Origin of the sequence: Bradyrhizobium sp. CCGUVB1N3 (genome assembly GCF_024199925.1) — a bacterium.
Lineage (GTDB): Bacteria > Pseudomonadota > Alphaproteobacteria > Rhizobiales > Xanthobacteraceae > Bradyrhizobium.
Genome location: NZ_JANADR010000001.1, coordinates 5,474,847 through 5,495,089, shown reverse-complemented (window position 1 = coordinate 5,495,089; position 20,243 = coordinate 5,474,847). Strand labels below are relative to the sequence as shown.

19 protein-coding genes and 1 tRNA gene are annotated in these 20,243 nt (G+C 63.6%); 10 read left to right on the top strand and 10 right to left on the bottom strand.

Annotated features, from left to right (window positions below; translation table 11 throughout):
* Positions 1 to 5: 5 nt before the first annotated feature.
* The 3 genes from NLM33_RS26195 to NLM33_RS26185 form a co-directional block, all read right to left on the bottom strand.
* The gene (locus NLM33_RS26195; RefSeq protein ID WP_254100161.1) at positions 6 to 776 is read right to left on the bottom strand and encodes a hypothetical protein; all 771 of its coding nucleotides are present in this window, start codon (positions 774 to 776) and stop codon (positions 6 to 8) included.
* A 292-nt stretch (positions 777 to 1,068) separates the two neighbouring features.
* The gene (locus NLM33_RS26190; protein WP_254100159.1) at positions 1,069 to 1,356 is read right to left on the bottom strand and encodes a hypothetical protein; all 288 of its coding nucleotides are present in this window, start codon (positions 1,354 to 1,356) and stop codon (positions 1,069 to 1,071) included.
* Positions 1,357 to 1,615: 259 nt separating this feature from the next.
* Positions 1,616 to 1,691: transfer RNA gene (locus NLM33_RS26185), tRNA-Ile, on the bottom strand.
* Positions 1,692 to 2,078: 387 nt separating this feature from the next.
* Here NLM33_RS26185 and NLM33_RS49715 point away from each other — a divergent pair.
* The gene (locus NLM33_RS49715) at positions 2,079 to 2,351 is read left to right on the top strand and encodes a helix-turn-helix domain-containing protein (RefSeq protein ID WP_371929988.1); all 273 of its coding nucleotides are present in this window, start codon (positions 2,079 to 2,081) and stop codon (positions 2,349 to 2,351) included.
* A 519-nt stretch (positions 2,352 to 2,870) separates the two neighbouring features.
* Entirely contained in the window at positions 2,871 to 3,263 is a 393-nt protein-coding gene (locus NLM33_RS26180; protein ID WP_254100158.1) for a hypothetical protein, read from the top strand.
* A 23-nt stretch (positions 3,264 to 3,286) separates the two neighbouring features.
* Here the strand turns inward: NLM33_RS26180 and NLM33_RS26175 are convergent, their stop codons facing one another.
* The 3 genes from NLM33_RS26175 to NLM33_RS26165 all read right to left on the bottom strand — a co-directional run bounded on the left by NLM33_RS26175 (position 3,287) and on the right by NLM33_RS26165 (position 5,458).
* The gene (locus NLM33_RS26175) at positions 3,287 to 3,745 is read right to left on the bottom strand and encodes a hypothetical protein (RefSeq protein ID WP_254100156.1); all 459 of its coding nucleotides are present in this window, start codon (positions 3,743 to 3,745) and stop codon (positions 3,287 to 3,289) included.
* 34 nt (positions 3,746 to 3,779) lie between these two features.
* On the bottom strand, positions 3,780 to 4,151 hold the full coding sequence (locus NLM33_RS26170) for a YqjD family protein (RefSeq protein WP_254100154.1): 372 nt from the start codon (positions 4,149 to 4,151) through the stop codon (positions 3,780 to 3,782).
* Between the two features lie 179 nt (positions 4,152 to 4,330).
* Positions 4,331 to 5,458: an AI-2E family transporter gene (locus NLM33_RS26165; protein ID WP_254100152.1), complete on the bottom strand. Its 1,128-nt coding sequence runs from the start codon at positions 5,456 to 5,458 to the stop codon at positions 4,331 to 4,333.
* A gap of 212 nt (positions 5,459 to 5,670) precedes the next feature.
* On the opposite strand from NLM33_RS26165, the gene NLM33_RS26160 reads away from it, so the two are divergent.
* Positions 5,671 to 6,492 carry a L,D-transpeptidase gene (locus NLM33_RS26160; protein WP_254100150.1) on the top strand — a complete coding sequence of 274 codons (822 nt, stop codon included), beginning with the start codon at positions 5,671 to 5,673 and terminating at the stop codon, positions 6,490 to 6,492.
* 1 nt (position 6,493) lies between these two features.
* Entirely contained in the window at positions 6,494 to 7,141 is a 648-nt protein-coding gene (locus NLM33_RS26155; protein WP_254100148.1) for a DUF2865 domain-containing protein, read from the top strand.
* 311 nt (positions 7,142 to 7,452) lie between these two features.
* On the opposite strand, the gene NLM33_RS26150 is transcribed toward NLM33_RS26155, so the two are convergent.
* Positions 7,453 to 9,546 carry a methyl-accepting chemotaxis protein gene (locus NLM33_RS26150; RefSeq protein ID WP_254100146.1) on the bottom strand — a complete coding sequence of 698 codons (2,094 nt, stop codon included), beginning with the start codon at positions 9,544 to 9,546 and terminating at the stop codon, positions 7,453 to 7,455.
* Between the two features lie 271 nt (positions 9,547 to 9,817).
* Here NLM33_RS26150 and NLM33_RS26145 point away from each other — a divergent pair, with 271 nt between their 5' ends.
* Positions 9,818 to 9,973 carry a Thivi_2564 family membrane protein gene (locus NLM33_RS26145; protein WP_100235107.1) on the top strand — a complete coding sequence of 52 codons (156 nt, stop codon included), beginning with the start codon at positions 9,818 to 9,820 and terminating at the stop codon, positions 9,971 to 9,973.
* 92 nt (positions 9,974 to 10,065) lie between these two features.
* Here the strand turns inward: NLM33_RS26145 and NLM33_RS26140 are convergent, their stop codons facing one another.
* The 3 genes from NLM33_RS26140 to cysD all read right to left on the bottom strand — a co-directional run bounded on the left by NLM33_RS26140 (position 10,066) and on the right by cysD (position 15,299).
* Positions 10,066 to 12,231, bottom strand: coding sequence for a malate synthase G (locus tag NLM33_RS26140; RefSeq protein ID WP_254100144.1), 2,166 nt, complete (start codon positions 12,229 to 12,231; stop codon positions 10,066 to 10,068).
* A gap of 313 nt (positions 12,232 to 12,544) precedes the next feature.
* Entirely contained in the window at positions 12,545 to 14,482 is a 1,938-nt protein-coding gene (cysC, locus tag NLM33_RS26135; protein WP_254100142.1) for an adenylyl-sulfate kinase, read from the bottom strand.
* A 22-nt stretch (positions 14,483 to 14,504) separates the two neighbouring features.
* Positions 14,505 to 15,299, bottom strand: a complete 795-nt coding sequence (gene cysD / locus NLM33_RS26130; protein ID WP_254100140.1) for a sulfate adenylyltransferase subunit CysD — start codon at positions 15,297 to 15,299, stop codon at positions 14,505 to 14,507.
* 244 nt (positions 15,300 to 15,543) lie between these two features.
* On the opposite strand from cysD, the gene cysG reads away from it, so the two are divergent.
* Genes cysG through NLM33_RS26105 form a run of 5 tightly spaced genes read left to right on the top strand, consistent with a single transcriptional unit; the run spans position 15,544 to position 20,181 of the window.
* Entirely contained in the window at positions 15,544 to 16,971 is a 1,428-nt protein-coding gene (gene cysG, locus NLM33_RS26125; protein WP_254100138.1) for a siroheme synthase CysG, read from the top strand.
* Positions 16,968 to 17,285, top strand: a complete 318-nt coding sequence (locus NLM33_RS26120; RefSeq protein ID WP_254100136.1) for a DUF2849 domain-containing protein — start codon at positions 16,968 to 16,970, stop codon at positions 17,283 to 17,285. The genes cysG and NLM33_RS26120 overlap by 4 nt, the downstream gene beginning before the upstream one ends.
* 10 nt (positions 17,286 to 17,295) lie before the next feature.
* Complete coding sequence (locus NLM33_RS26115) at positions 17,296 to 18,951, top strand: nitrite/sulfite reductase (protein WP_254100134.1); 1,656 nt, start codon at positions 17,296 to 17,298, stop codon at positions 18,949 to 18,951.
* The gene (locus NLM33_RS26110; protein ID WP_254100132.1) at positions 18,938 to 19,453 is read left to right on the top strand and encodes a DUF934 domain-containing protein; all 516 of its coding nucleotides are present in this window, start codon (positions 18,938 to 18,940) and stop codon (positions 19,451 to 19,453) included. The genes NLM33_RS26115 and NLM33_RS26110 overlap by 14 nt, the downstream gene beginning before the upstream one ends.
* Positions 19,450 to 20,181, top strand: a complete 732-nt coding sequence (locus tag NLM33_RS26105; RefSeq protein ID WP_254100130.1) for a phosphoadenylyl-sulfate reductase — start codon at positions 19,450 to 19,452, stop codon at positions 20,179 to 20,181. Before NLM33_RS26110 ends, NLM33_RS26105 begins: the two co-directional genes overlap by 4 nt.
* Positions 20,182 to 20,243: the final 62 nt, after the last annotated feature.

Here is a 20,243-nt window from a genome sequence, read left to right as displayed (position 1 = left end):
GCTCACTACGTCCATTCATCCAGAAGCTTACGAAGTTTGCCGGCAAGGATACGAACGGCCGCGGGCGATGCCGCAGCGGCGCTGCTTCTGCCTTCGGCTTCCAGCCCTTTGATGATGGGCGTCAGCTTTTCGAGCAGTTCGGCTGAGCCGATCGCTCTGTCCTGTTTGAAAATGCGATATCGGTGGGATGTGCCGTAGGATCGCTTCTCGGCCTTGGCGCCGTGCGTGCCGTATTTCGTCATCATCCGCATGGCGCCGTCAACGTGATCAACGTCGGTGTTGAGCGCCTTGGCGATAGCATCGGCCTCGTGCCACTTGCCGTCGCCGAACTGCTTGACAATGTCAGGGGCAATCCTAGGTCGCACTTCGCGCGCCGCGTCCAGGAGCTTAAGCACGTCCTGGAAGCGGTATTCCTCGTTGGCCGCATCCTTGTTGGTTTGCTCCCACAGCCCACGGAAGCGACGCTCGGTCAGACTAGCTGGTATCGATTGAAGATTCTGCGTAAGGAAATTCAAAAACCCACCGAATCGCAGTCGCTGATTGACCCAGCCGTCGGATTTGCCTTCCTTCTGCGCTAATTCGAGCTGCGTCCATCCGCTACGATGGAACAGCTGGGCTATCGCTTGATCTCGCTTCGTTGTTACTTCAACCGAGCTGCCGACGAGCGTTCGCGAATTGGCGCGTTCGGCATCATATTCGGCCACCGACATGCGGATGCCAACAACGGTCAGATGCTGACGGCAGCAAGAGGACGCAGGGGTGACGTCGGCGTTCATCGGACGCTACAACAGCTCCATCGTGCGGGGTGCTATCCGTGGAACTCACTGCCAGTGAGGCAACCGGAAGACCCGCGTGTGAGAGTGCCGCCATTCTTGACCTGCCCGGTTCAGCCGTCAAGCGGGCCGGAATCCTTCCGCGCGATTATCGAATAATGGCCGACAGCGCGCGTGCGTTAGCGGAAGACCTGAGCATTCGGGATATGCTGGTTCGGCAGTGGAAAATGAAAAGCGGCATCCCGGCATCGGAGCGGGGGCCCGCGTAAGCTCGTCAGACAACGTGTGCGCTAGCTTATTCGCAGCCTAGTTGAAATCCATGTGCTTTTGCATTTGCGATCATTGCTAGTTGCCGACCATCATAAGCAATGCGTACATGATCTTGTGCCGCTCGGATAACTTCAATCGAAACGTTGATCACGCTAGTGCCAGCAATCTGATTGGCTTCGTCAGCCGAAGCGCCGCCCGCCATCGCACGTAAATAGAGAAAAGCCCGAACTGTGTTCTTGCCGTGCTCTGCGTTGTGTTTGAAGAAAAAGTAGAATGCCACACAAGCCAACGCGATGACCGCAATCGGTCGCATAAATGTCCTCCACCAAAAATATATCCGGTCAAGGCTCAGGCGAGCCGCAGCAGGCGATGTTGTCAGCAACAGCAACAGCAACAGTTTAGTCGGTCGAAGACCTGTGTTTGATCGCAGCCGCAACGCGCAATGGCCATCGAAAATAGTAGATGCCGTGACGTGACACAGCCAGATAGGACGGAACAAGCACGACAAAATGCCTCACCGAAATGTCCCACCAGCGGGCATCCCGGAGCCAAGGCTTTGATCTTTCGAGAAATGGTGGGCCCGGCAGGACTCGAACCTGCAACCAGACCGTTATGAGCGGCCGGCTCTAACCTTTGAGCTACAGGCCCCGCTTCAAGTCGGCTGCCGCGAGGCTGGCCAGCAGCGGTGCGGGGATCGTTTACGGCGAGGCTGGCATTCTGGCAATGCCACAGGTTAGACTCAGCTAGCGACCCTGCTTGTCATACCGCCAAGCGAAGGTTCCCTTGCAATAAAAGCTTCTTTGCATGCAGCTCCATGGAAATTCAGGAGTCAGCGATACAAGGAATTTCAGCCTCGACGATTTGACGAGGGCGCGCCGAAAAAGAACAAATAATCTCGCCCCGAAACTGATATCCGGTCGCTTTCTGATCCGCGTCGGCGCGCGCTAGCGCAACCGACCGCCCTCGTGTGCTCGCATTGACGGTTTTGGGTAGCACAAGCAACTTTTATCGCCATAAATTTGATAGGCCAGACCCATGCGACGCGACCAGGGACAGAGAAATGGCGAAGAACAAATCGAAGAGAGGCCCTCCGCGTCCAAGGATTCAGACAGAAGCAAAATACCCTTCGCCCAGCGCTTGACCTGTACGATAGACGACGCTTGCGAAGCAACTGGCTTGGGTCGCACCAAAATTTACGAATTGATTGGGGCAGGACAACTCCATACCAGGAGTGTCGGACGTCGCCGATTGGTGCTCGTGAGGTCCCTCTACGAACTGCTCGAGAGCGAGTCTTGGAATCCGCGTTGAAGACGATGGCTAGCAAACCGCTCCTTTCGGATGGGTCCGGCTTGCTTAACTGACGATTGGCGATTGAATTTCCGAGCTGGCTGAGCATCCTTCGGCTCCTGCGCGAAAACCCCCGTTCCTCCATACCGGCGTCCTCGAAAACCCGATTCTGGTTCGTCCATTCGCCGCCTTTTCCCCGCAACAGCCAATGAGGCAACCCCACGACTTCCTGAGAGTACATACGATTGGTGGGGCGGATGGTGGGGCGGTGGTGGAAACAATTGGAAATTTTCGCAGACAAAAGTAAGGCGCGACTGGCATCACCACAGTCGCGCCCTACGTCGCCGGTTTATGGGGCAGGGGGGAATAACCGGCTGCCATGATGACGCCGGGGCGCGAAACTCGTTCCAGCGCAGTGCAAATTATTTTCCGGATCCTGTCTCTCTTTCGCACACGGTTAAGTGATCGTGACGCCTGAGAACCCCGGACAATCCGGCAGCGTTGTTCCAGCGATCGCCATGGGGCGAGGGACGAACAACCATGTCACAGATCAGCAAAGCGTTTTTGAGCGCGGTCGCCATCACGCTGACGCTTGGTGCCGTGCAACTGGCATCGGGCCACGATCTCGCCGATCGCTGGCGGGCCGTCGCCGACCAGCCGAGCCACATCGTCAATCGCGCCGGCAAGGCGGACCGCATCACCAATCCGAGGCCCGCGTCTGTTCCGACGCGCACCCTGTCGATGCGCCTCAATGACCTTGCCGATACGTCAGTGATGCTGCGTGTTCCCGCGAGGATAGAGACCGGCAATGCCAAGCCGCCGCCTGTCTTGCTGCAAAGGCAGGGGCGCAAGCCCACGGTCGCCTGCGAACCCGTCGTCAGCTCGCTGACCGAGGTTGCAAAGCTGCTCCAGCCCGGCCGCTGCGTGACCTGATCAGTTTGAATTTTGCTCGATAATTATTCGGCCGGCTCAGGCGGGGCGTCCTCTTCAGGTGTCCCCGCCCGGCTTGCCATGATCCCGAGCGCCACGCCGCCAATCGCAAGGATGGGAAGCAGCCGCTTGACGCCGATGGCGCGGACGATCTGCAAGCCGGTGGCGATCAGCATGGGATCGGAAAGCATGCTCTGCGCTGCGGATCGCGCGGCTTTTTCCGCCGCCTGTCGCGCGCGCTTCTCGGCCTCCTTCTTGTATGCGAGGTAGCTTCCCACCGCAGCAAGCGTGAGCAGGAAGAACACGCCGGCGCCGGCGAGGCAGGCCTGTACCGGACCATAATTTTGCAGCACCAGGATGAAGACCGCGGCACAGAGAAATGCCGTGGTGATGAAGAGCGCAAGCGCTGCTGCTGCCGCCAGCGAGGTCAGTCGCAGGGTCGCCCCGGTCGAGGCGCTGATGCCGTCGATCATCCGCTGAAACATCGCCCTCGCTCCTCAATCCCCCAATGGCCGGCGTCTAGCGGCGCCAGGCAATGCCGATCAGGAAGCCGATGCCGAGCGCCAGCCCCACGGTCGCGAGCGGACGCTGCGTGATGGCATCCTCGAGCGTTTCCTCCAGCGAGGACGCTGCGTCCTGCGCCGCATCCATCATCGCGCTGCCGCGTTCGGAGGCGTCATCCATCGCCGAATCCACCTGCTGGCGCGCCTGCTTGTAGCCGCGACGGGCCTGCTTGCCGGCGGAGTTGGCAAAGGTATTGAGCGCGTCGGTGATCTGTTCGGTGAGGGCGGCGATATCGTTTTTCACGGCTAGGACATCCTTTTCGAGGCGTTCGCGGGTGGCCTTGTCGGTCCAGTCTCTCGTCCCGGTTTCGCCATTGGTCGCTGACATCGAAAGCTCCCGGATCATTGTCGGTGAGACAGCCAAAAAACGCTCCGCCGTGACGGAAGTTCCACTCCCGGAAACTTCCTAAAGCGCGATGAGATTAGGATGAATCGTCATCGCGCTTTAGGTTGTTGTTTGAGCATGATCTTTTCGGAAAACCGCTCCACACTTTTCCGGATCATGCTCTAGTCTCCGGGCAATTGCGGCGCATCGGTGGGAGCCAGATGCTCCTTCAGGATCAGCGCGACGATCAGGAGCGGCGACGACAGAAACGCCCCCATCGGGCCCCACAGCCAGGTCCAGAAGGCGAGCGCGAGAAATACCGCCAATGCATTCAGTGCCAGCCGCCGGCCGATGATGGTGGGCGTGACGAAATGTCCCTCCAGGAAGGTGAGGCCGCCGAAGGCGAGCGCTGCCATCAATCCGCTGCCGAGGGTCGGAAAGGCGATCAGGCCGACCAGGACCAGCACGACGAACATTGCGATCGGTCCGATGATCGGGATGAAGTTCAGCGTCGCAGCCAGCGCGCCCAGCCCGGCCGGATTGGGCATGCCGGTCAACGCACAGACGATTCCGGCGGCGATGCCGACGCCGATATTGATGACCGTCACCGTCAGGAGATAGTTGCCGAGATGGACCTCGATCTCGTTGAGGATCCGTAAGGTGCGCAGCCGCGCGTCGCGGTCGCTGAAGGTCATGATCAGGGCGCGCCTCAGGTCGCGCCAGCTCGCGATGAACAGGATCAGCGTCGCGAAGAACAACAGGAATTCGGTGAACGTCGGCGACAGGAATTCCAGGGTCGGCTGCACCCATTCGAATTTCGGCATCTGGAAATTCGGCAGGCCTTCCGAACCGCCGACCATGGCTTGCAGTTCCTGCCACAGCGCCAGCGGCCGGTCGAACACATGCAGCTTGTCCTTGAGCCGCGCGCCGAGCTCGGGCAGGCGCGTGCTCCATTCCATGACCGGCGAAGCGATCAGGGCGACGACGAAGGTGACCATCGCGGTGACCGTGACCGCGATCAGCACCGCGGCCAGCGCGCGCGGCACCCGTTGCCGTTCCAGAAATGTTGCCGCCGGCGACAGCATGGTGCCGGTGACGAAGGCCATCACCACGGGAAGGAAGAACGGCCTGCCGAGATAGAGCACGGCCACGACCGCGATCAGAAGCAGGCCCGCCAGCGCGAAGGCGACGAACTCGGTGCGCCGGATCACCGGCGGCAGGTCGCTCTTGCTGTCGGGAAGCGGCGCGCCTTCGCGGTCGTTGGCAAGCAGACGCTCACTGGGCAGACGTTCACTTGGATGGACGCGCACAGCCACTCTCCCGCACGGAACTCACGCTCCGCGCGCGCAAGACTTTTGGAGAACGTGCCTTCGACCGGAAGGTTCCGTCGCGGACTCGTGAACCCGCCTTTGCTTGACTGTGACCGGCCGGCAGCAAGAGCGCGCGGAACTTGAGTCGTTGCAAGCGCGTTTGTTCGGACAGCGCATCACCCTGATGCACTTGGATTCAAACGGGGCAGCACATGACACGGTTATCTGCATCCCACCGCCGGCCTTCGCCGCGCGCCTTCACCACCTTTGCCTTTGCGACAGCATTGCTGACGATGCCACTTGGCGCCGCAAGCGCGCAGACGCTCGGCTTCGCGCCGATGCAGCTACAGGCCTTTCCGCAGGGCTATGCGCAAAGCCAAGGTTATACGCAGGGTTATATGCCCGAGCAGCCGCAGGCCTCGGATGATCCAGTCACCTCGGACGATTCCGTACTGCCGGAGCGGCTGCGCCGGCAGATCGTCGGCTTCGACGGCAGCCAGCCGGCCGGCACGGTCGTGATCGATACCGGCAATACCGTGCTTTACTACGTGCTCGGCCAGGGCCGTGCGATCCGGTACGGCGTCGGTGTCGGGCGCGATGGCTTCACCTGGTCCGGCGTGCAGTCGATCAGCCGCAAGGCGGAATGGCCGGACTGGCATCCGCCGACAGAGATGATCGCGCGCCAGCCTTATCTGCCGCGCTTCGTCGCCGGCGGCCCAGGCAATCCGCTCGGCGCGCGTGCGATGTATCTGGGCGCAAGCGAATATCGCATCCACGGCACCAATGACCCGACCACGATCGGAAAGTTCGTCTCCTCTGGCTGCATCCGCATGACCAACGCGGACGTTGTCGACCTCTTCAACCGGGTCAATATCGGCACCAGGGTCGTGGTGCTCCCGAAGAACGCGCCGCTCATGGCGCGTGGCGGCGACGGCCTGCGCAAGCCCGCGCGTCCGGTCACGACGACGCTGGCCTCGGGACGCCAGGCGCTCAATCTTTCGCCGGTCTCCCTGAACGGTTCGACACCGAGGTAACATGATCAGGCGTTCGACAGTCAAAGCGACAGGCGGAGCCGCGGCCTTGCTGTTCGCCTCGCTCAGCCTGGCGCTGACGTCGTCGGCGCACGCGGAGGATTTCTTCTCGGCGCTGTTCGGCGCGTTCGGTGCCCGGCCGCCGCCACAGATCAGGATGCCTTTCCCGGCCGACGACACGCCGAGCTATGAGGCACCGCGGATGCGTCCCTATGGTGGCGGGCAGGCCTGGTGCGTACGCACCTGCGACGGCCGACACTTCCCGGCACAGGGCACCGACAGCGAGAGCAAGGCGCGGAGCTGCAACAGCTTCTGCCCAGCGGCCGAAACCACGCTGCTCTATGGCAGTGACATCGACGATGCGGTCACGGAGCGCGGCGAATCCTATCCCGACCTGCCGAACGCCTACCGCTACCGCAACGAGCTGGTCGCGGGCTGCACCTGCAACGGCAAGGATCCCGCAGGCCTGGCGCCGGTCAAGGTCACCGACGATCCGACCTTGCGCAAAGGCGATATCGTCGCGAGCCCCGACGGATTGGTGGTCGCCAATCGCAATGCAAGCGACAGGCATGGCGTCGCCATGAACTTCTCGCCGCTGCCGGAGTCCGTGCGGGCGAAATTCCGTCACTTGCCCGTGGTGGCGCGGGAGTAGGCGCTGGTATCGGGGCGCTGGCCGCCTCAGGCCGATAATGGAACTTTCCCCCTGATTTGCCCGACGCGTCAAAGCCATTGGCGTCGTTTGAGGCGTCCCGCCTACTTTGCATGGGGTTGTTTTCGACATTTTTGTTGGGAGCGCTCCGGCTCCCCCCGACGTCGTCCTGGCGAAAGCCAGGACCCATTACCCCGACCGGGCGCGTGGCGTGACGTCGAGGCCACCAGCCTGCCCGTTGCAGAATTCGGTGGCTATGGGTCCTGGCTTTCGCCAGGACGACGCTGAAGGTTTGGCTCGTGAATACGCCTGCGCTACGCCGCGCGAATCTTGCCGAGGAAGTCGGTTACCTGCTGACCGAGCTGCTGGCTTTGCGTCTCCAGCATCTCCGATGCCTGCTTGACGTTATCGGCCGCACCGGCCGCGGTGTCGGCATCGGCCTTCACACCGGCGATGTTGTCCGAGACGTTCTTGGTCCCCTGCGCGGCAAATTGCGTGCTGCGGGTGATCTCCTGCGTCGCCGCGCCCTGTTGCTGGACGGCCGCTGCGATCGCGGTGGCGACCTCGTTGACCTCGCCGATGATGCCGCCGATCGCCTGGATCGCGTTGATGGCGTCGCCCGCGACCTTCTGGATGTCGGAGATCTGTTCCGAGATCTCCTCCGTCGCCTTCGCGGTCTGGCTCGCCAGCGATTTCACTTCGGAGGCAACCACCGCAAAGCCGCGGCCGGCTTCGCCGGCACGGGCGGCTTCGATCGTCGCGTTGAGCGCGAGCAGGTTGGTCTGCGCCGCAATGGTATTGATCAACCCGACCACCTCGCCGATGCGGCCCGCCGACTTGGCAAGCCCCTGCACGGTGCCGTCGGTCTCGCGCGCCTGGCCGACCGCGCGGCTGGCGATGCCTGCGGCGTGCGCCGCCTGCTGGCTGATGTCGTTGATCGAGGCGCTGAGCTCCTCGGCCGCCGCCGCCACGCTGTCGACGCTCATCGAGGCGTCGTTGGACGCTTTGCCGGCGACCTGGACACGGTCGTTGGTCTGGCGCGAGACGGCCGAGAGATCGCCCGAGGTCTTGCGCATTTCTCCGGAGGCCTCACCCAGCTCGCCAAGTGTCTTGCGGATGACGCCCTCGAACTCGCCGACATAGGTTTCGACCGCGCGCTGACGTGCCGCGGCACCCGCATTGCGCTCGCGCTCCTGGGCCTCGATGTTCAGCTTGTCATTGGCCTGCTGCTTGAAGGTTTCCAGCGCGCCGGCGAGCGCGCCGATCTCGTCCTGCCGGTCGAGATAGCCGCTATCGACGGTGAGATCGCCGCCGGCGACCTTCAGCATGGCGTCGCGGATATTGAGCAGCGGAGTGATGACGCGGCGAGTGACGAGCGTGATCGCCCCGGCGGTCAGTGCCAAGGCCAACACCAGGAGTGTGAGCTGCACGATCAGCGCGCGCTGGGCCGCCGACCGCTGCTCCTGCGTATGGCTTTTGGCGGCATCGAGCGCGGCTTCGGCCACGACGACCGCGCTCGCGAGCCGCGCCACCGTGGTCTGCGTCCACTGGTTCGCACTCAATTCAGCCTTTTCCCCATTGGAGGCCGCGTTGGCGAGACGATCGCGTAGCCCGAGATAGTCGGGGTCGAAATAGGCGGCCTTGGCCGCCGTCATTGCCGAGGCGAGGGCCGGCGGCAGCTGCATGCCGGACGTCGACAATTCCAGCGCTTTCCACATCGCGGCGGTGCCGCCGACATATTGGATGTAGGCGATGCGGGTCTCGGGTGCGATGCGGCCGGCGCTGATGCCGTTGGAGACGATCAGCGAAGCCTCGCCGCCGGTGTTGCGAAGCAACCAGGCATTCTGCTTGATCGCCAGCAACTGGTCGATCGTTGCATCCTGGTGATTGACGGTGGCGGCGAGGATATTGGAGATCTTGTCGAGCGTCTCGAGCAGCCCCTGCGTCGTCTCCATATATTCCTTGGCAAGGCCCGCGCGGCGCTGATCCTTCGGCTTCACCACCTCGTCCCAGAATTGCTTCTGCCCATCGCCGAGCAGCTTGAACAAGCGCGCCAGCTCCGGCACCAGCGTGCCCGATTGCGGGAAGTCCATGGTCGGCAGCAGCTCGAGCGCGCGCGCCATCGCCGGCATCTCGGTTCCGCGCAAGCCGCGCAGGTATTTGTCGATCTCGGCGTCCATCGGCTCGGTCGCGTTGAGGAGCCGTGAGGTGGTCGAGCGGTCGGTGCGCAAATTGTGCATCGCCTTGAACAGATCGGCCGAAGCGTCGGCGATTTGCGAGATGCGGTTGGCGGTCTTGAGACGCTCCCAGGACTCGAGGGCGGTGAGGGACAATGCAATCACCACGCAGACCGATGTGATCGCGATCACCATCTTGAGCAGCGCGGATACGGTCAGACGATTGAGCATCGAGGTCCCCAATTCCCATTTCAATAGTTCGAACAGCATCGCCCCCGACAACCGGAACAGGGAGGGCTGTCCTCAAATCAGCCGCAATGCCGCCTGCGGCGCGGCGCAAGCGGTTTTCGGCATTTGGAAGCAAAAGGGTAAAGTTTTAACCAGTGGCTCAGCTGGTAGAAGTACGTATTTACCAGAAGTTGTAACGGGTTGCCTGAATGGAACCGAAGCGGCGGGTGTGGCGTTAGGAGTTCGTTAGCAATTGCCTGAAGGGGGCCTTCCAATGCTCGTCGGCGTACTCGTCACCTTTCTCGTCGTCATACTGGTTCTTTATCTCATCAACATGCTGCCGATGGACGGCCGCGCCAAGCAGATCGCGCGCGTCATCGTCATCATCATCGGCATCGTCTCGCTGTTGAAGTACCTCACGGTGTTTTAGGCCGAAGCCGTAGCGACAGGCCAAACAAAAAGCCCCGGCGCGAGCCGGGGCTTTCGGTGTTTCGGGTCGCGTGGCGATCAGCCCGCAGCCTCTTAGCCCAGAGCTTTGGCCTCGCGGCGGCGCGCGGTGAGGATGTATTCGGTGTAGCCGTTCGGCTGCGTGCGGCCCTTGAAGACGAGGTCGCAGGCGGCCTTGAAGGCGACGCCGTCGAACGACGGCGCCATCGGCTTGTAGATGGCGTCACCGGCATTCTGCTTGTCGACGACGACGGCCATGCGCTTGAGCGACTCCATCACCTGCGCCTCGGTGATGACGCCCTGGTGCAGCCAGTTGGCCAGATGCTGGCTCGAGATGCGCAAGGTGGCGCGATCTTCCATCAGCCCGACGTCATGGATGTCGGGCACCTTGGAGCAGCCGACGCCCTGATCGATCCAGCGCACGACGTAGCCCAGAATGCCCTGGCAGTTGTTATCGATCTCCTGCTTGACGTCATCGGGCGCCCAGTTCGACTTCGACACCGGAATGGTGAGGATGTCGGACAGCTTTGCGCGAGGTCCGCCCTTGGTGAGCTCCTGCTGACGCGCGATGACATTGACCTGGTGGTAGTGCAGGGCGTGCAGCGTCGCCGCCGTCGGCGAGGGCACCCAGGCGGTGGTGGCGCCGGCCTGGGGATGGGCAAGCTTCTGTTGCAGCATGTCCGCCATCTTGTCGGGCGCCGCCCACATGCCCTTGCCGATCTGGGCGTGGCCGGGCAGGCCGTCGATCAGGCCCATGTCGACGTTCCAGTCCTCATAGGCCTTGATCCAGGCTTGCGCCTTCATCTCGTTCTTGCGGATCATCGGGCCCGCTTCCATCGAGGTGTGGATCTCGTCGCCGGTGCGGTCGAGGAAGCCGGTGTTGATGAAGACGATGCGCTTGGAGGCCTGCTGGATGCAGGCCTTGAGGTTGACGGTGGTGCGCCGCTCCTCGTCCATGATGCCGACCTTGAGGGTGTTCTCCGGCAGGGACAGCATCTTCTCGACGCGGCCAAAGATCTCGCAGGTCAGCGCGACCTCGTCGGGGCCGTGCATCTTCGGCTTGACGATGTAGACCGAGCCAGTGCGGCTGTTCTTGCTCTTGGAAAGACCCTTGAGGTCGTGGATCGCAAGCAGGCCGGTGACGGCTGCATCGAGCAGGCCTTCCGGAATCTCCTCGCCCGCCTCGTCGAGCACCGCGTCGGTGAACATGTGGTGACCGCAATTGCGGATCAGCAGCAGGCTGCGGCCGTGCAGCTTCACCTCGCCCTTGCCGTCCGGCGTCTTGTAGCTGCGGTCGGTGTTGAGCGCGCGGGTCAGCGTCTTGCCGCCCTTCTCGAAATCCGCCGACAGCGTGCCGTTCATCAGCCCGAGCGTGTTGCGGTAGACCAGCACCTTGTCCTCGGCATCGACCGCGGCGACGGAGTCTTCCATGTCGAGGATGGTGGAGACGGCGGCCTCCATGATCATGTCGGCGACGCCGGCCGGATCGTCCTTGCCGATCAGGTTGCTGCGATCGATCTTCACCTCGACATGCAGGCCGTTGTTGACGAGCAGCACCGCGGACGGCGCCGCCGCATCACCCTCGAAGCCCGCAAACTGTGCGGCGTTCTTCAGCGCGGTCGCGTTGCCGCTCTTCAGCTTCACCGCGAGCTGGCCAGCGACCACGCTATAGGCGGTGACGTCGGTGTGGCTGCCGGTCGCGAGCGGCACGGCGGCATCGAGGAAGGCTTTTGCTTTCGCGATCACCTTGTCGCCGCGCGCCTTGCTGTAGCCCCTGGCGGTGTCGGCGGCGTCATGCGGAATCGCGTCGGTGCCGTAGAAGGCGTCGTAGAGCGAGCCCCAGCGCGCATTGGCCGCGTTCAACGCGTAACGCGCATTGGTGAGGGGCACGACGAGCTGCGGCCCGCAGATCTTGCCGATCTCCTCGTCGACATTGGCCGTCTCGACCTTCTGCGTCGCAGGCTCGGGCAAGAGATAGCCGATCTCCTTCAGGAAGGCGGTGTAGGCATTGATGTCGAACGGCTTGCCTTTGGTGGCGCGATGCCAGTCGTCGATCTTGGCCTGAAGTGTATCGCGGACCGCGAGCAGCGCGCGGTTCTTGGGACCCAGATCCTTCACGATCGCAGCAAGCCCGGCCCAGAACGCGTCCGGCGCGATCCCCGTCTTCGGGGCCGCTTCCTTCGCGACGAAGTCGAAGAGAACAGGGGCGATCTTCAAACCATGGGCGTCGTGGCGTTTCATGAGGGGCTTTCTTGTTGGAAATGGCGTTTTTTGGCTGGTTTCAGGGCCGAAAGCAGCAAAATGCAGCCGCCAGGGGCGGTTTTCGGGCCCCTATTAGCCTCAAAACCGGGGCCGTGAGAAGGCCCCTAAGGTCTGTCAAAATGTCAAGATGAGGTGCGGCGCCGCAGATGTCGTCCTGGCGAAAGCCAGGACCTATTACCCCAGGGAGCAGTTTGGTGAAGACTCGTCGTTCGGTACTGCCCCCGAGTCCCATGGATAGATCACGCGGTATCGGTCCTGGCTTTCGCCAGGACGACACCGGGAATGTGTGCGGTCAAATATTCGCGGCGAGATCCACGACCTCGTCGAACAGCACGCCGCTTGCCTTCAGCATCTGTTCGATCGCGTCCGTCGCATCCGCGACCGAACGCGTCGAGGTGTCGATCGTCAGCTCGGCGCCTTGCGGCGGCTGGTAGTCGTTGCCGATGCCGGTGAACGACTGAAGCGCGCCGGAGCGGGCCTTGGCGTAGTGGCCTTTGGGGTCCCGGCTCTCGCACACTTCGGCCGGCGTTGCGACGTAGATCTCGCGGAACGTCGTGTCGGCGATGCGGCGCGCGGTGGCGCGGTCCTCGCGGGCAGGCGAGACGGCCGCGACGATCGCGATATGGCCGTTGCGGGCCAGATGCGTCGCGACTTCCGCAAGCCGCCGGATGTTCTCGCTGCGATCGGCGGCGGAGAAGCCGAGATCGCCGTTCAGCCCTGCGCGCAGCGTGTCGCCGTCGAGCAGGATCGGCGAGCCGCCGTCGGTGAACAGGCGCCGCTCCAGCGCTTTTGCCAGCGTCGACTTGCCGGAGGCGGGAAGGCCGGTGAGCCAGACCACGGCGCCATTGTGCTGATAGCGCGCGGAGCGCTCGTCGGGACGGAGTGCGGATTCCACCGGCACGATATCGACGGGCACGGCGCGCTGGCCGGCGTCGACCGACAGGACGAGGCCGCCGCCGGCGATGCGCCCGGAGACCTCGATCACGAGGCGCCCGGTGCGCGGGTTCTCGGTGTAGGGATCGGTGGCAATCGGATTCGAAAGCGAAATGTCGATCTCGCCGACATGGTTGCGGCCGATCGCCTTGTTCTCGCTGCTTTCGAGCTCGCCGGGATCGACCGCCTTCTCGATCGCAACGACCGTGGCGCGGCTTTCCTTCGGCCCGCAGCGCACCAGGAGCTGATCGCCCTTGGCGAGCGGCTTGTCGTGCAGCCAGAAGATGCGCGCGCGCAGGCGGCGCGTCTCGCGCGGCGCGGCGTCCGCATGCGCGATGATGTCGCCGCGCTCGACGAACAGCTCGCGATCAAGCGTGATGCCGACCGAGCGGCCAGCGCCCTGACGGGTTGCGACCGGCGTCACCGGCCAGCTCTCGACGGTCTTGATCCTGGCGATCTTGCCGGCCGGCATGATCACGATCTCGTCGCCCGCTTTGAGGCTGCCGGATTCGATGCGGCCCGCCACGATGCGGCGGTCGTCGAACTTGTAGATCGCCTGCACGGGCAGGCGCAGTGCGAGGGCCTCCAGCGGCCGCGCCGGTTCGAGCCGGTCGAGCGCCTCGACGACGGTCGGGCCCTTGTACCAGCCGATGCGATCGGTTCGCTCGGCGACACCGTCGCCGTCGCGTGCCGAAATCGGGATCACCGCGGTCGGCGTGACGCCGAGGCCCTTCAGATGCGCCGAAATCTCGTCGCTGATCTCCTTGAAGCGATCGGCGCTGAAGTCGACGCGGTCCATCTTGTTGACGACGATCGCGACCTGCTTCACGCCGAGCAGATGCAGGAGATAGCCGTGCCGGCGGGTCTGGTCGCGCACGCCTTCAAGCGCATCGATGATCAGCACCGCGCCGTCGGCTTGCGAAGCGCCGGTGATCATGTTGCGCAGGAATTCCGCGTGGCCGGGCGCATCGATCAGCACGATGTCGCGCGAATTGGTGCGGAAGCGGATCTGCGTGGTGTCGATGGTGATGCCCTGGTCGCGCTCGGTCTGCAGCGCGTCGAGCAGGAACGACCATTCGAAGGGCATGCCGCGCCGTGCGCTGACGGCCTTGAGCATCTCGAGCTTGCCCTCGGGCAGGCTGCCGGTCTCGTGCAGCAGACGGCCGACCAGCGTCGACTTGCCGTGGTCGACATGGCCGACGATGACGATGCGGACCTGCGGACGCGTCGTGCCATTTGGCATCGACGTGGTGCCGTTCGGAGTTGCCGGCGTAGCAGAAGTGACGATCATGTTCATAGCCGCGTTGCGTCCTCAGGGATCAGAGATAGCCGGCGACGCGCAGACGCTCGAAGGCGTCCTCGGTCTCGTGGTCGAGCGCGCGGCCGGCACGCTCCGGCACCTTGGTCTGTTCGAGCTCGACCAGGATCTCGTCGATGGTCGATGCGGTCGAGGCGACCGGATTGGTAATGTCCTGATCACCCAGCGAGCGATAGCGCTTGCCGTCCTTGGCGAGATACAGCGGGATGATCGGGATGTTCTCGCGCTTGGTGTAGGCCCAAATGTCGGCCTCGGTCCAATGCAGGATCGGGTGGATGCGCAAATGCGCGCCCTGCGGCGGCGAGGCGTTGAAGTGGTCCCAGAACTCCGGCGGCTGGTCGCGCACGTCCCAATTGCCTTCGAGGCCGCGCGGCGAGAACACGCGCTCCTTGGCGCGGGTTGCCTCCTCGTCGCGGCGGATGCCGGCGATCAGGCCGTCGAAGCCGAACTTGGCGAGCGCCATCTTCAGGCCTTCGGTCTTGCGCGCGGCGGAGCGTGCGGCCGGCGGTAGCGTCGGATCGACGGCATCAATGGGCGGGCAGGGCTCGACGCGCAGGTCGAGCTCCCATTCCTTTCCGTAATGATCGCGGAAGCGATACATCTCCGGAAACTTCTTGCCGGTATCGACATGCAGGGCGGGGAACGGCATCCGGCCGAAGAAGGCTTTGCGCGCCAGCCAGATCATGACATTGGAGTCTTTGCCGAGTGACCACAGCAGGGCGATCTTTTTCAACCGGGCAAAGGCATCGCGGAAGATGAAGATGCTCTGCGCTTCCAGCTGGTCGAGATGGTCCATGCTGGGCGGAAGATCAGCAGAAAATTCTTGCGCGCCCACACGCCGGATGGGGGCCGGGCTGCCCACCCCGACAGCTGCGGAATCGTCCTTGAGAAGATGCATCTCTGCCACTTTGCGTTTGGAGGCGAAAATTCTATAGTTGCGGTGCGGAAGAGAAGAAAAAATTTTCTCTTTGCGCGCTCGAAACGAGACATATATAGAAAATAATTCCAGTCAACCCCGCAATTGGGGAAGCGAGTACCGTATGCGCTTCTTGCCGGTGTTCCTCGACATCAAGATCGGTCCGGTGGTCCTCATCGGCGCCGGCGAGCTGCTGCGCGCCAAATTGCGCGTGCTCGCGGCTGCCGGCGCGCGCATCCGCGTGCATGCGACGGACGGCAATCGCGACCTCAGCGGCGTCGGTGCCGATGATGCGCAACGCGTGACCTTTCTCGATGGCGATCCGCTCACCGCGGATCTGACCGGTGTAATCGCCATAGTATGCGCGGGCGCAGGTGACATAGGCGTGGCGATGTCGGCGCGCGCCCGGTCGCTCGGGCTGCCCGTCAACGTCATGGACGATCTCGAGCATTCGAGCTTCATCTTCCCCGCGATCGTCGATCGCGGCGACGTCGTGGTCGCCGTCGGCACGGGCGGCGCCTCGCCGGTCGTGGCGCGGCGCGTGCGCGAGAAGATCGAGGCGCTGCTGCCCGCCAGAATCGGCGATCTCGCCGAATTCATCGGAGGCTTCCGCAAATCCATTCATGCCGCGATTGCCGAGTTTCCGCTGCGCCGCCGTTTCTGGGAACGCGTGATCGACGGTCCGATCGGCGCCCTGGTGCTCGCGGGCCGAAAGGCCGAGGCGGAAGCCGCGCTCAAGGCTATCGCCGATCCCTCCGCATTTGCGCTGGCCGACAAGCCGGCAGGGCATGTCGCGCTGGTTGGCGCCGGCCCCGGCGATCCCGATCTCCTCACCATCAAGGCGCTGCGCGCGCTCCAGGATGCCGACGTCGTTTTCTATGACGAGCTGGTGTCACCTGAAATTCTCGATCGTATCCGCCGCGACACGGCGCGCATTCCGGTCGGCCGCCGCGTCGGTAAGCCCGGCATCGGCCAGGACGCCATCAACAAGCTGATGATCGAAGCCGCGCAGTCCGGCCAGCGTGTGGTGCGTCTGAAGGGCGGCGATCCCTTCGTGTTCGGCCGCGGTGGCGAGGAAGTTGAAGCGCTGCGCGCGGCCGGTGTCGCCTATTCCATCGTGCCCGGCATCACGGCCGGCCTCGGCGCCGCCGCGGATTTTGAGGTGCCACTCACCTATCGTCACGAGGCGCTGCGCATCACCTTCCTCACCGCGCACAAGGCGCGCGATGCCGAGACCGTCGACTGGTCGACGCTGACCGACACGAGGATGACGGTCGTCGTCTATATGGGCATGACCGCCGCGTCGCCGGTGCGCGAGGGTCTTCTCGCCGCCGGCCGCTCGCCGGAGACGCCGGTCGGCGTGTTCTCCCGTGTCACGCGCCCCGATGCGCAAGGCGCGATCGGCACGCTCGCCGAGCTGCCCGAGCTCGTCAAATGCCTCGACGGCGGTCCCGCCATTCTCATCATCGGCGATGTGGTCCGGCATGCCGGCGCCTTTCGCCATCAATCCCCTAGGCAAATCATCTCTGAGCTATTGGAAGCTGCCCAATGACCTCTCCGCTTGAACAAAAGAAAATCAAGATCGCCGGCCCCTCGGTCGTGACTGCCAACCGCACGTGGGATGGCATCGTGGTCTATCGTACCGCCGCCCAGGGCTGGTCCGCGGACTTGTCGGATGCCGCGATCGTCCGCAACTCTGATGAGGCCAAGGCGTTGCTTGCAGAGTCGGTGGCTGATGACGTCGGCGCAGTCGGCGCCTATATCGCACCTGTGCAGGTCGGAGAGGACGGCAAGATCCTCCCCGGAAATCTGCGCGAGCAGATCCGCCGCACCGGTGTGACCATCGGATCGCAGGCCCAGGTTTAAGGCACTCTCGATGTACGCTTACGACGAAATCGACCGCACGCTGGTCAACGAGCGGGTCTCGGAATTCCGCGACCAGGTGAAGCGCCGCCTCTCGGGCGAGCTCACCGAGGACGAATTCAAGATCCTGCGCCTGCAGAACGGCGTCTATCTGCAGCTGCACGCCTACATGTTCCGCGTCGCGATCCCCTACGGGACGCTGTCCTCGGAACAGTTGCGCCGGCTTGCGCATATCGCGCGCCGCTACGACCGCGGCTATGGCCACTTCACCACGCGGCAGAACATCCAGTTCAACTGGATCAAGCTCGCCGAGCTGCCGGATGCGCTCGCCGATCTCGCCGAAGTCGGCATCCACGCGATGCAGACCTCCGGCAACAACATGCGCAACGTCACATCGGACCAGTGGGCCGGCGTCGCGCCTGGCGAGATCGAGGATCCGCGGATCTGGTCGGAGCTGCTCCGCCAGCACACCACGCTGCATCCGGAGTTCTCGTTCTTGCCGCGCAAGTTCAAGATCGCGATCACCGCGTCCGATCACGACCGCGCCGCGATCAAGATCCACGACATCGGCCTGCGCCTCGTCAAGAACGAGAAGGGCGAGACCGGATTCGAGGTGCTGGTCGGCGGCGGGCTCGGCCGCACGCCGTTCATCGCCAAGACCATCAAGCATTTCGTGCATGGCCGCGACATCCTGAGCTATGTCGAGGCGATCCTGCGCGTCTACAACCAGTACGGCCGCCGCGACAACATCTACAAGGCGCGCATCAAGATCCTCGTGCACGAGCTCGGCATCGAGAAGTTTTCGCGCGAGGTCGAGGACGAGTGGCAGCACATCCGCAACTCCTCGCTTCAGATCGACGACAGCGTGATCGAGGACATTCGCTCGCGCTTCACCTATCCGGCTTACGAGAAGCTGCCGCATATGCCGGACGAGCTTCGCCAGGCCGCGGCCGATCCGGAGTTCGAGGCGTGGCGGAAGAACTCGGTGGCGCCGCACAAGGTCCAGGGCTATTCGATCGTCACGATCTCGCTGAAGCCGACCGGCGGGCCTCCGGGCGATGCCACGGCCGAGCAGATGGACGCGCTCGCCGATCTTGCCGAGAAATACTCGTTCGGCGAGATCCGCGTCGGCCATGAGCAGAACCTGGCGCTGCCGCATGTCGCCAAGCGCGATCTGCCGGCCCTGTGGAAGGCGCTCGACAAGCTCGGGCTCGCCACGCCCAACGTCAACCTGATCACCGACATCATCGCCTGTCCGGGTCTCGACTATTGCTCGCTGGCGAATGCGCGCTCGATCCCGATCGCGCAGGAGTTGACGCGGCGCTTTGCCAACCACGAGCTTGCCAATTTGATCGGCCGGCTCCACATCAACATCTCCGGCTGCATCAATGCCTGCGGCCATCACCACGTCGGCCATATCGGCATTCTCGGCGTCGAGAAGAACGGCGAGGAGGTCTACCAGATCACCATCGGCGGCCGCGCCGACGAGAGCGCCGCGCTTGGGTCTCTGATCGGGCCTGGCGTGAAGTTCGACGAGGTTGGTGACGTGATCGAGGATGTCGTCGAGGCCTATCTGGCGCTGCGCGAGCGACCGGAAGAACTCTTTATCGATACGGTGAAGCGCCTTGGCGTCGAACCATTCAAGGAGCGGGTTTATGCCACTCGTTAAGGGCGGAAAGATCGTCGAAGATAGTTTCGTCAAGCTCGACGTCGATGCGCCGCTGCCGGCCGCTGGCGATGTCCTCGTGCCAGGCGATCGCTTCCTGAAGGATGCGGACGCGCTTCTCGCGCGTCCCGGCAAGTTCGGCGTGATCTGGCCGAACAACCGCGACATCGACGCGCTGGTGCCGTATCTCGGCAAGCTGGCCGCGGTCGCGCTGGTGTTCCCGACTTTCCGCGACGGCCGCGCCTACAGCCAGTCGCGGCTGCTGCGTGAGCGCCACGACTATCGCGGCGAGCTGCGTGCGACCGGACAGGTGCTGCGCGACCAGTTCGTGTTCATGCTGCGCGCCGGCTTTGACAGCTTCGAGGTCAAGAAGCAGGCCGATGCGGAAGCCTTTACACAGACCGTGAAGCGCTATTCGGTGTTCTACCAGCCGACCGGCGATGGCCGCATCACGGCGCTCCACCGGCGCATGCAACTGCGCCATTCGGAAGGTGTCGGCACGTGAACACAATCGCGTCGCAGGGACCATCGTCATCCGCGCCGGCGCTGCCGTCCGTCGAGGAACTCGATCACGCGTTGCGCGACGCCTCGCCCGGGGAGGTCGTTGCTGCGGCGTTGAAGGTCGTCGGACGCGAACAATTGGCGGTCGTGTCGTCGTTCGGCACGGAGTCGGCCGCGCTGCTGAAGGTGGTGGCCGACGTCGATCCGGCGATCCCGGTGGTCTTCCTCGATACCGGCTGGCTGTTCGAGGAGACGCTCGCCTATCGCGACACGCTGATCGCAACGCTCGGCCTGACGGATGTGCGCTCGATCTCGCCTCTGGAGGAGACGTTGACGCGTGAGGATCCCGACCGCGATCTCTGGTTCTCCAATCCCGACGCCTGCTGCCGCATCCGCAAAGTCGAGCCGCTGGCGCGGGCGCTAAAACCGTTTGCAGCATGGATCAACGGCCGCAAGCGTTTTCAGGGCGGCGTGCGCGCCGAGATTCCAGTCGTCGAGGATGACGGCGCGCGGCTGAAATTCAATCCGTTCGCCAACGTCTCGCGAGAGGACATCGAGGCGATCTACGCGCGCGCCAAATTGCCGCAGCATCCGCTTGTCGCGTCCGGCTTCCTGTCGGTCGGGTGTATGCCTTGCACCAGTCGCACGGTCGAAGGCGAGGATGCGCGGGCCGGTCGCTGGCGCGGTCGCGCCAAGACAGAATGCGGCATCCACACGATGAAGGTTTCGTAGCACAGCCGCGCTACGTCGCCGCAAACAAGAAAATCCGGTTTCGTTGACTTAAGGCCGTTTCG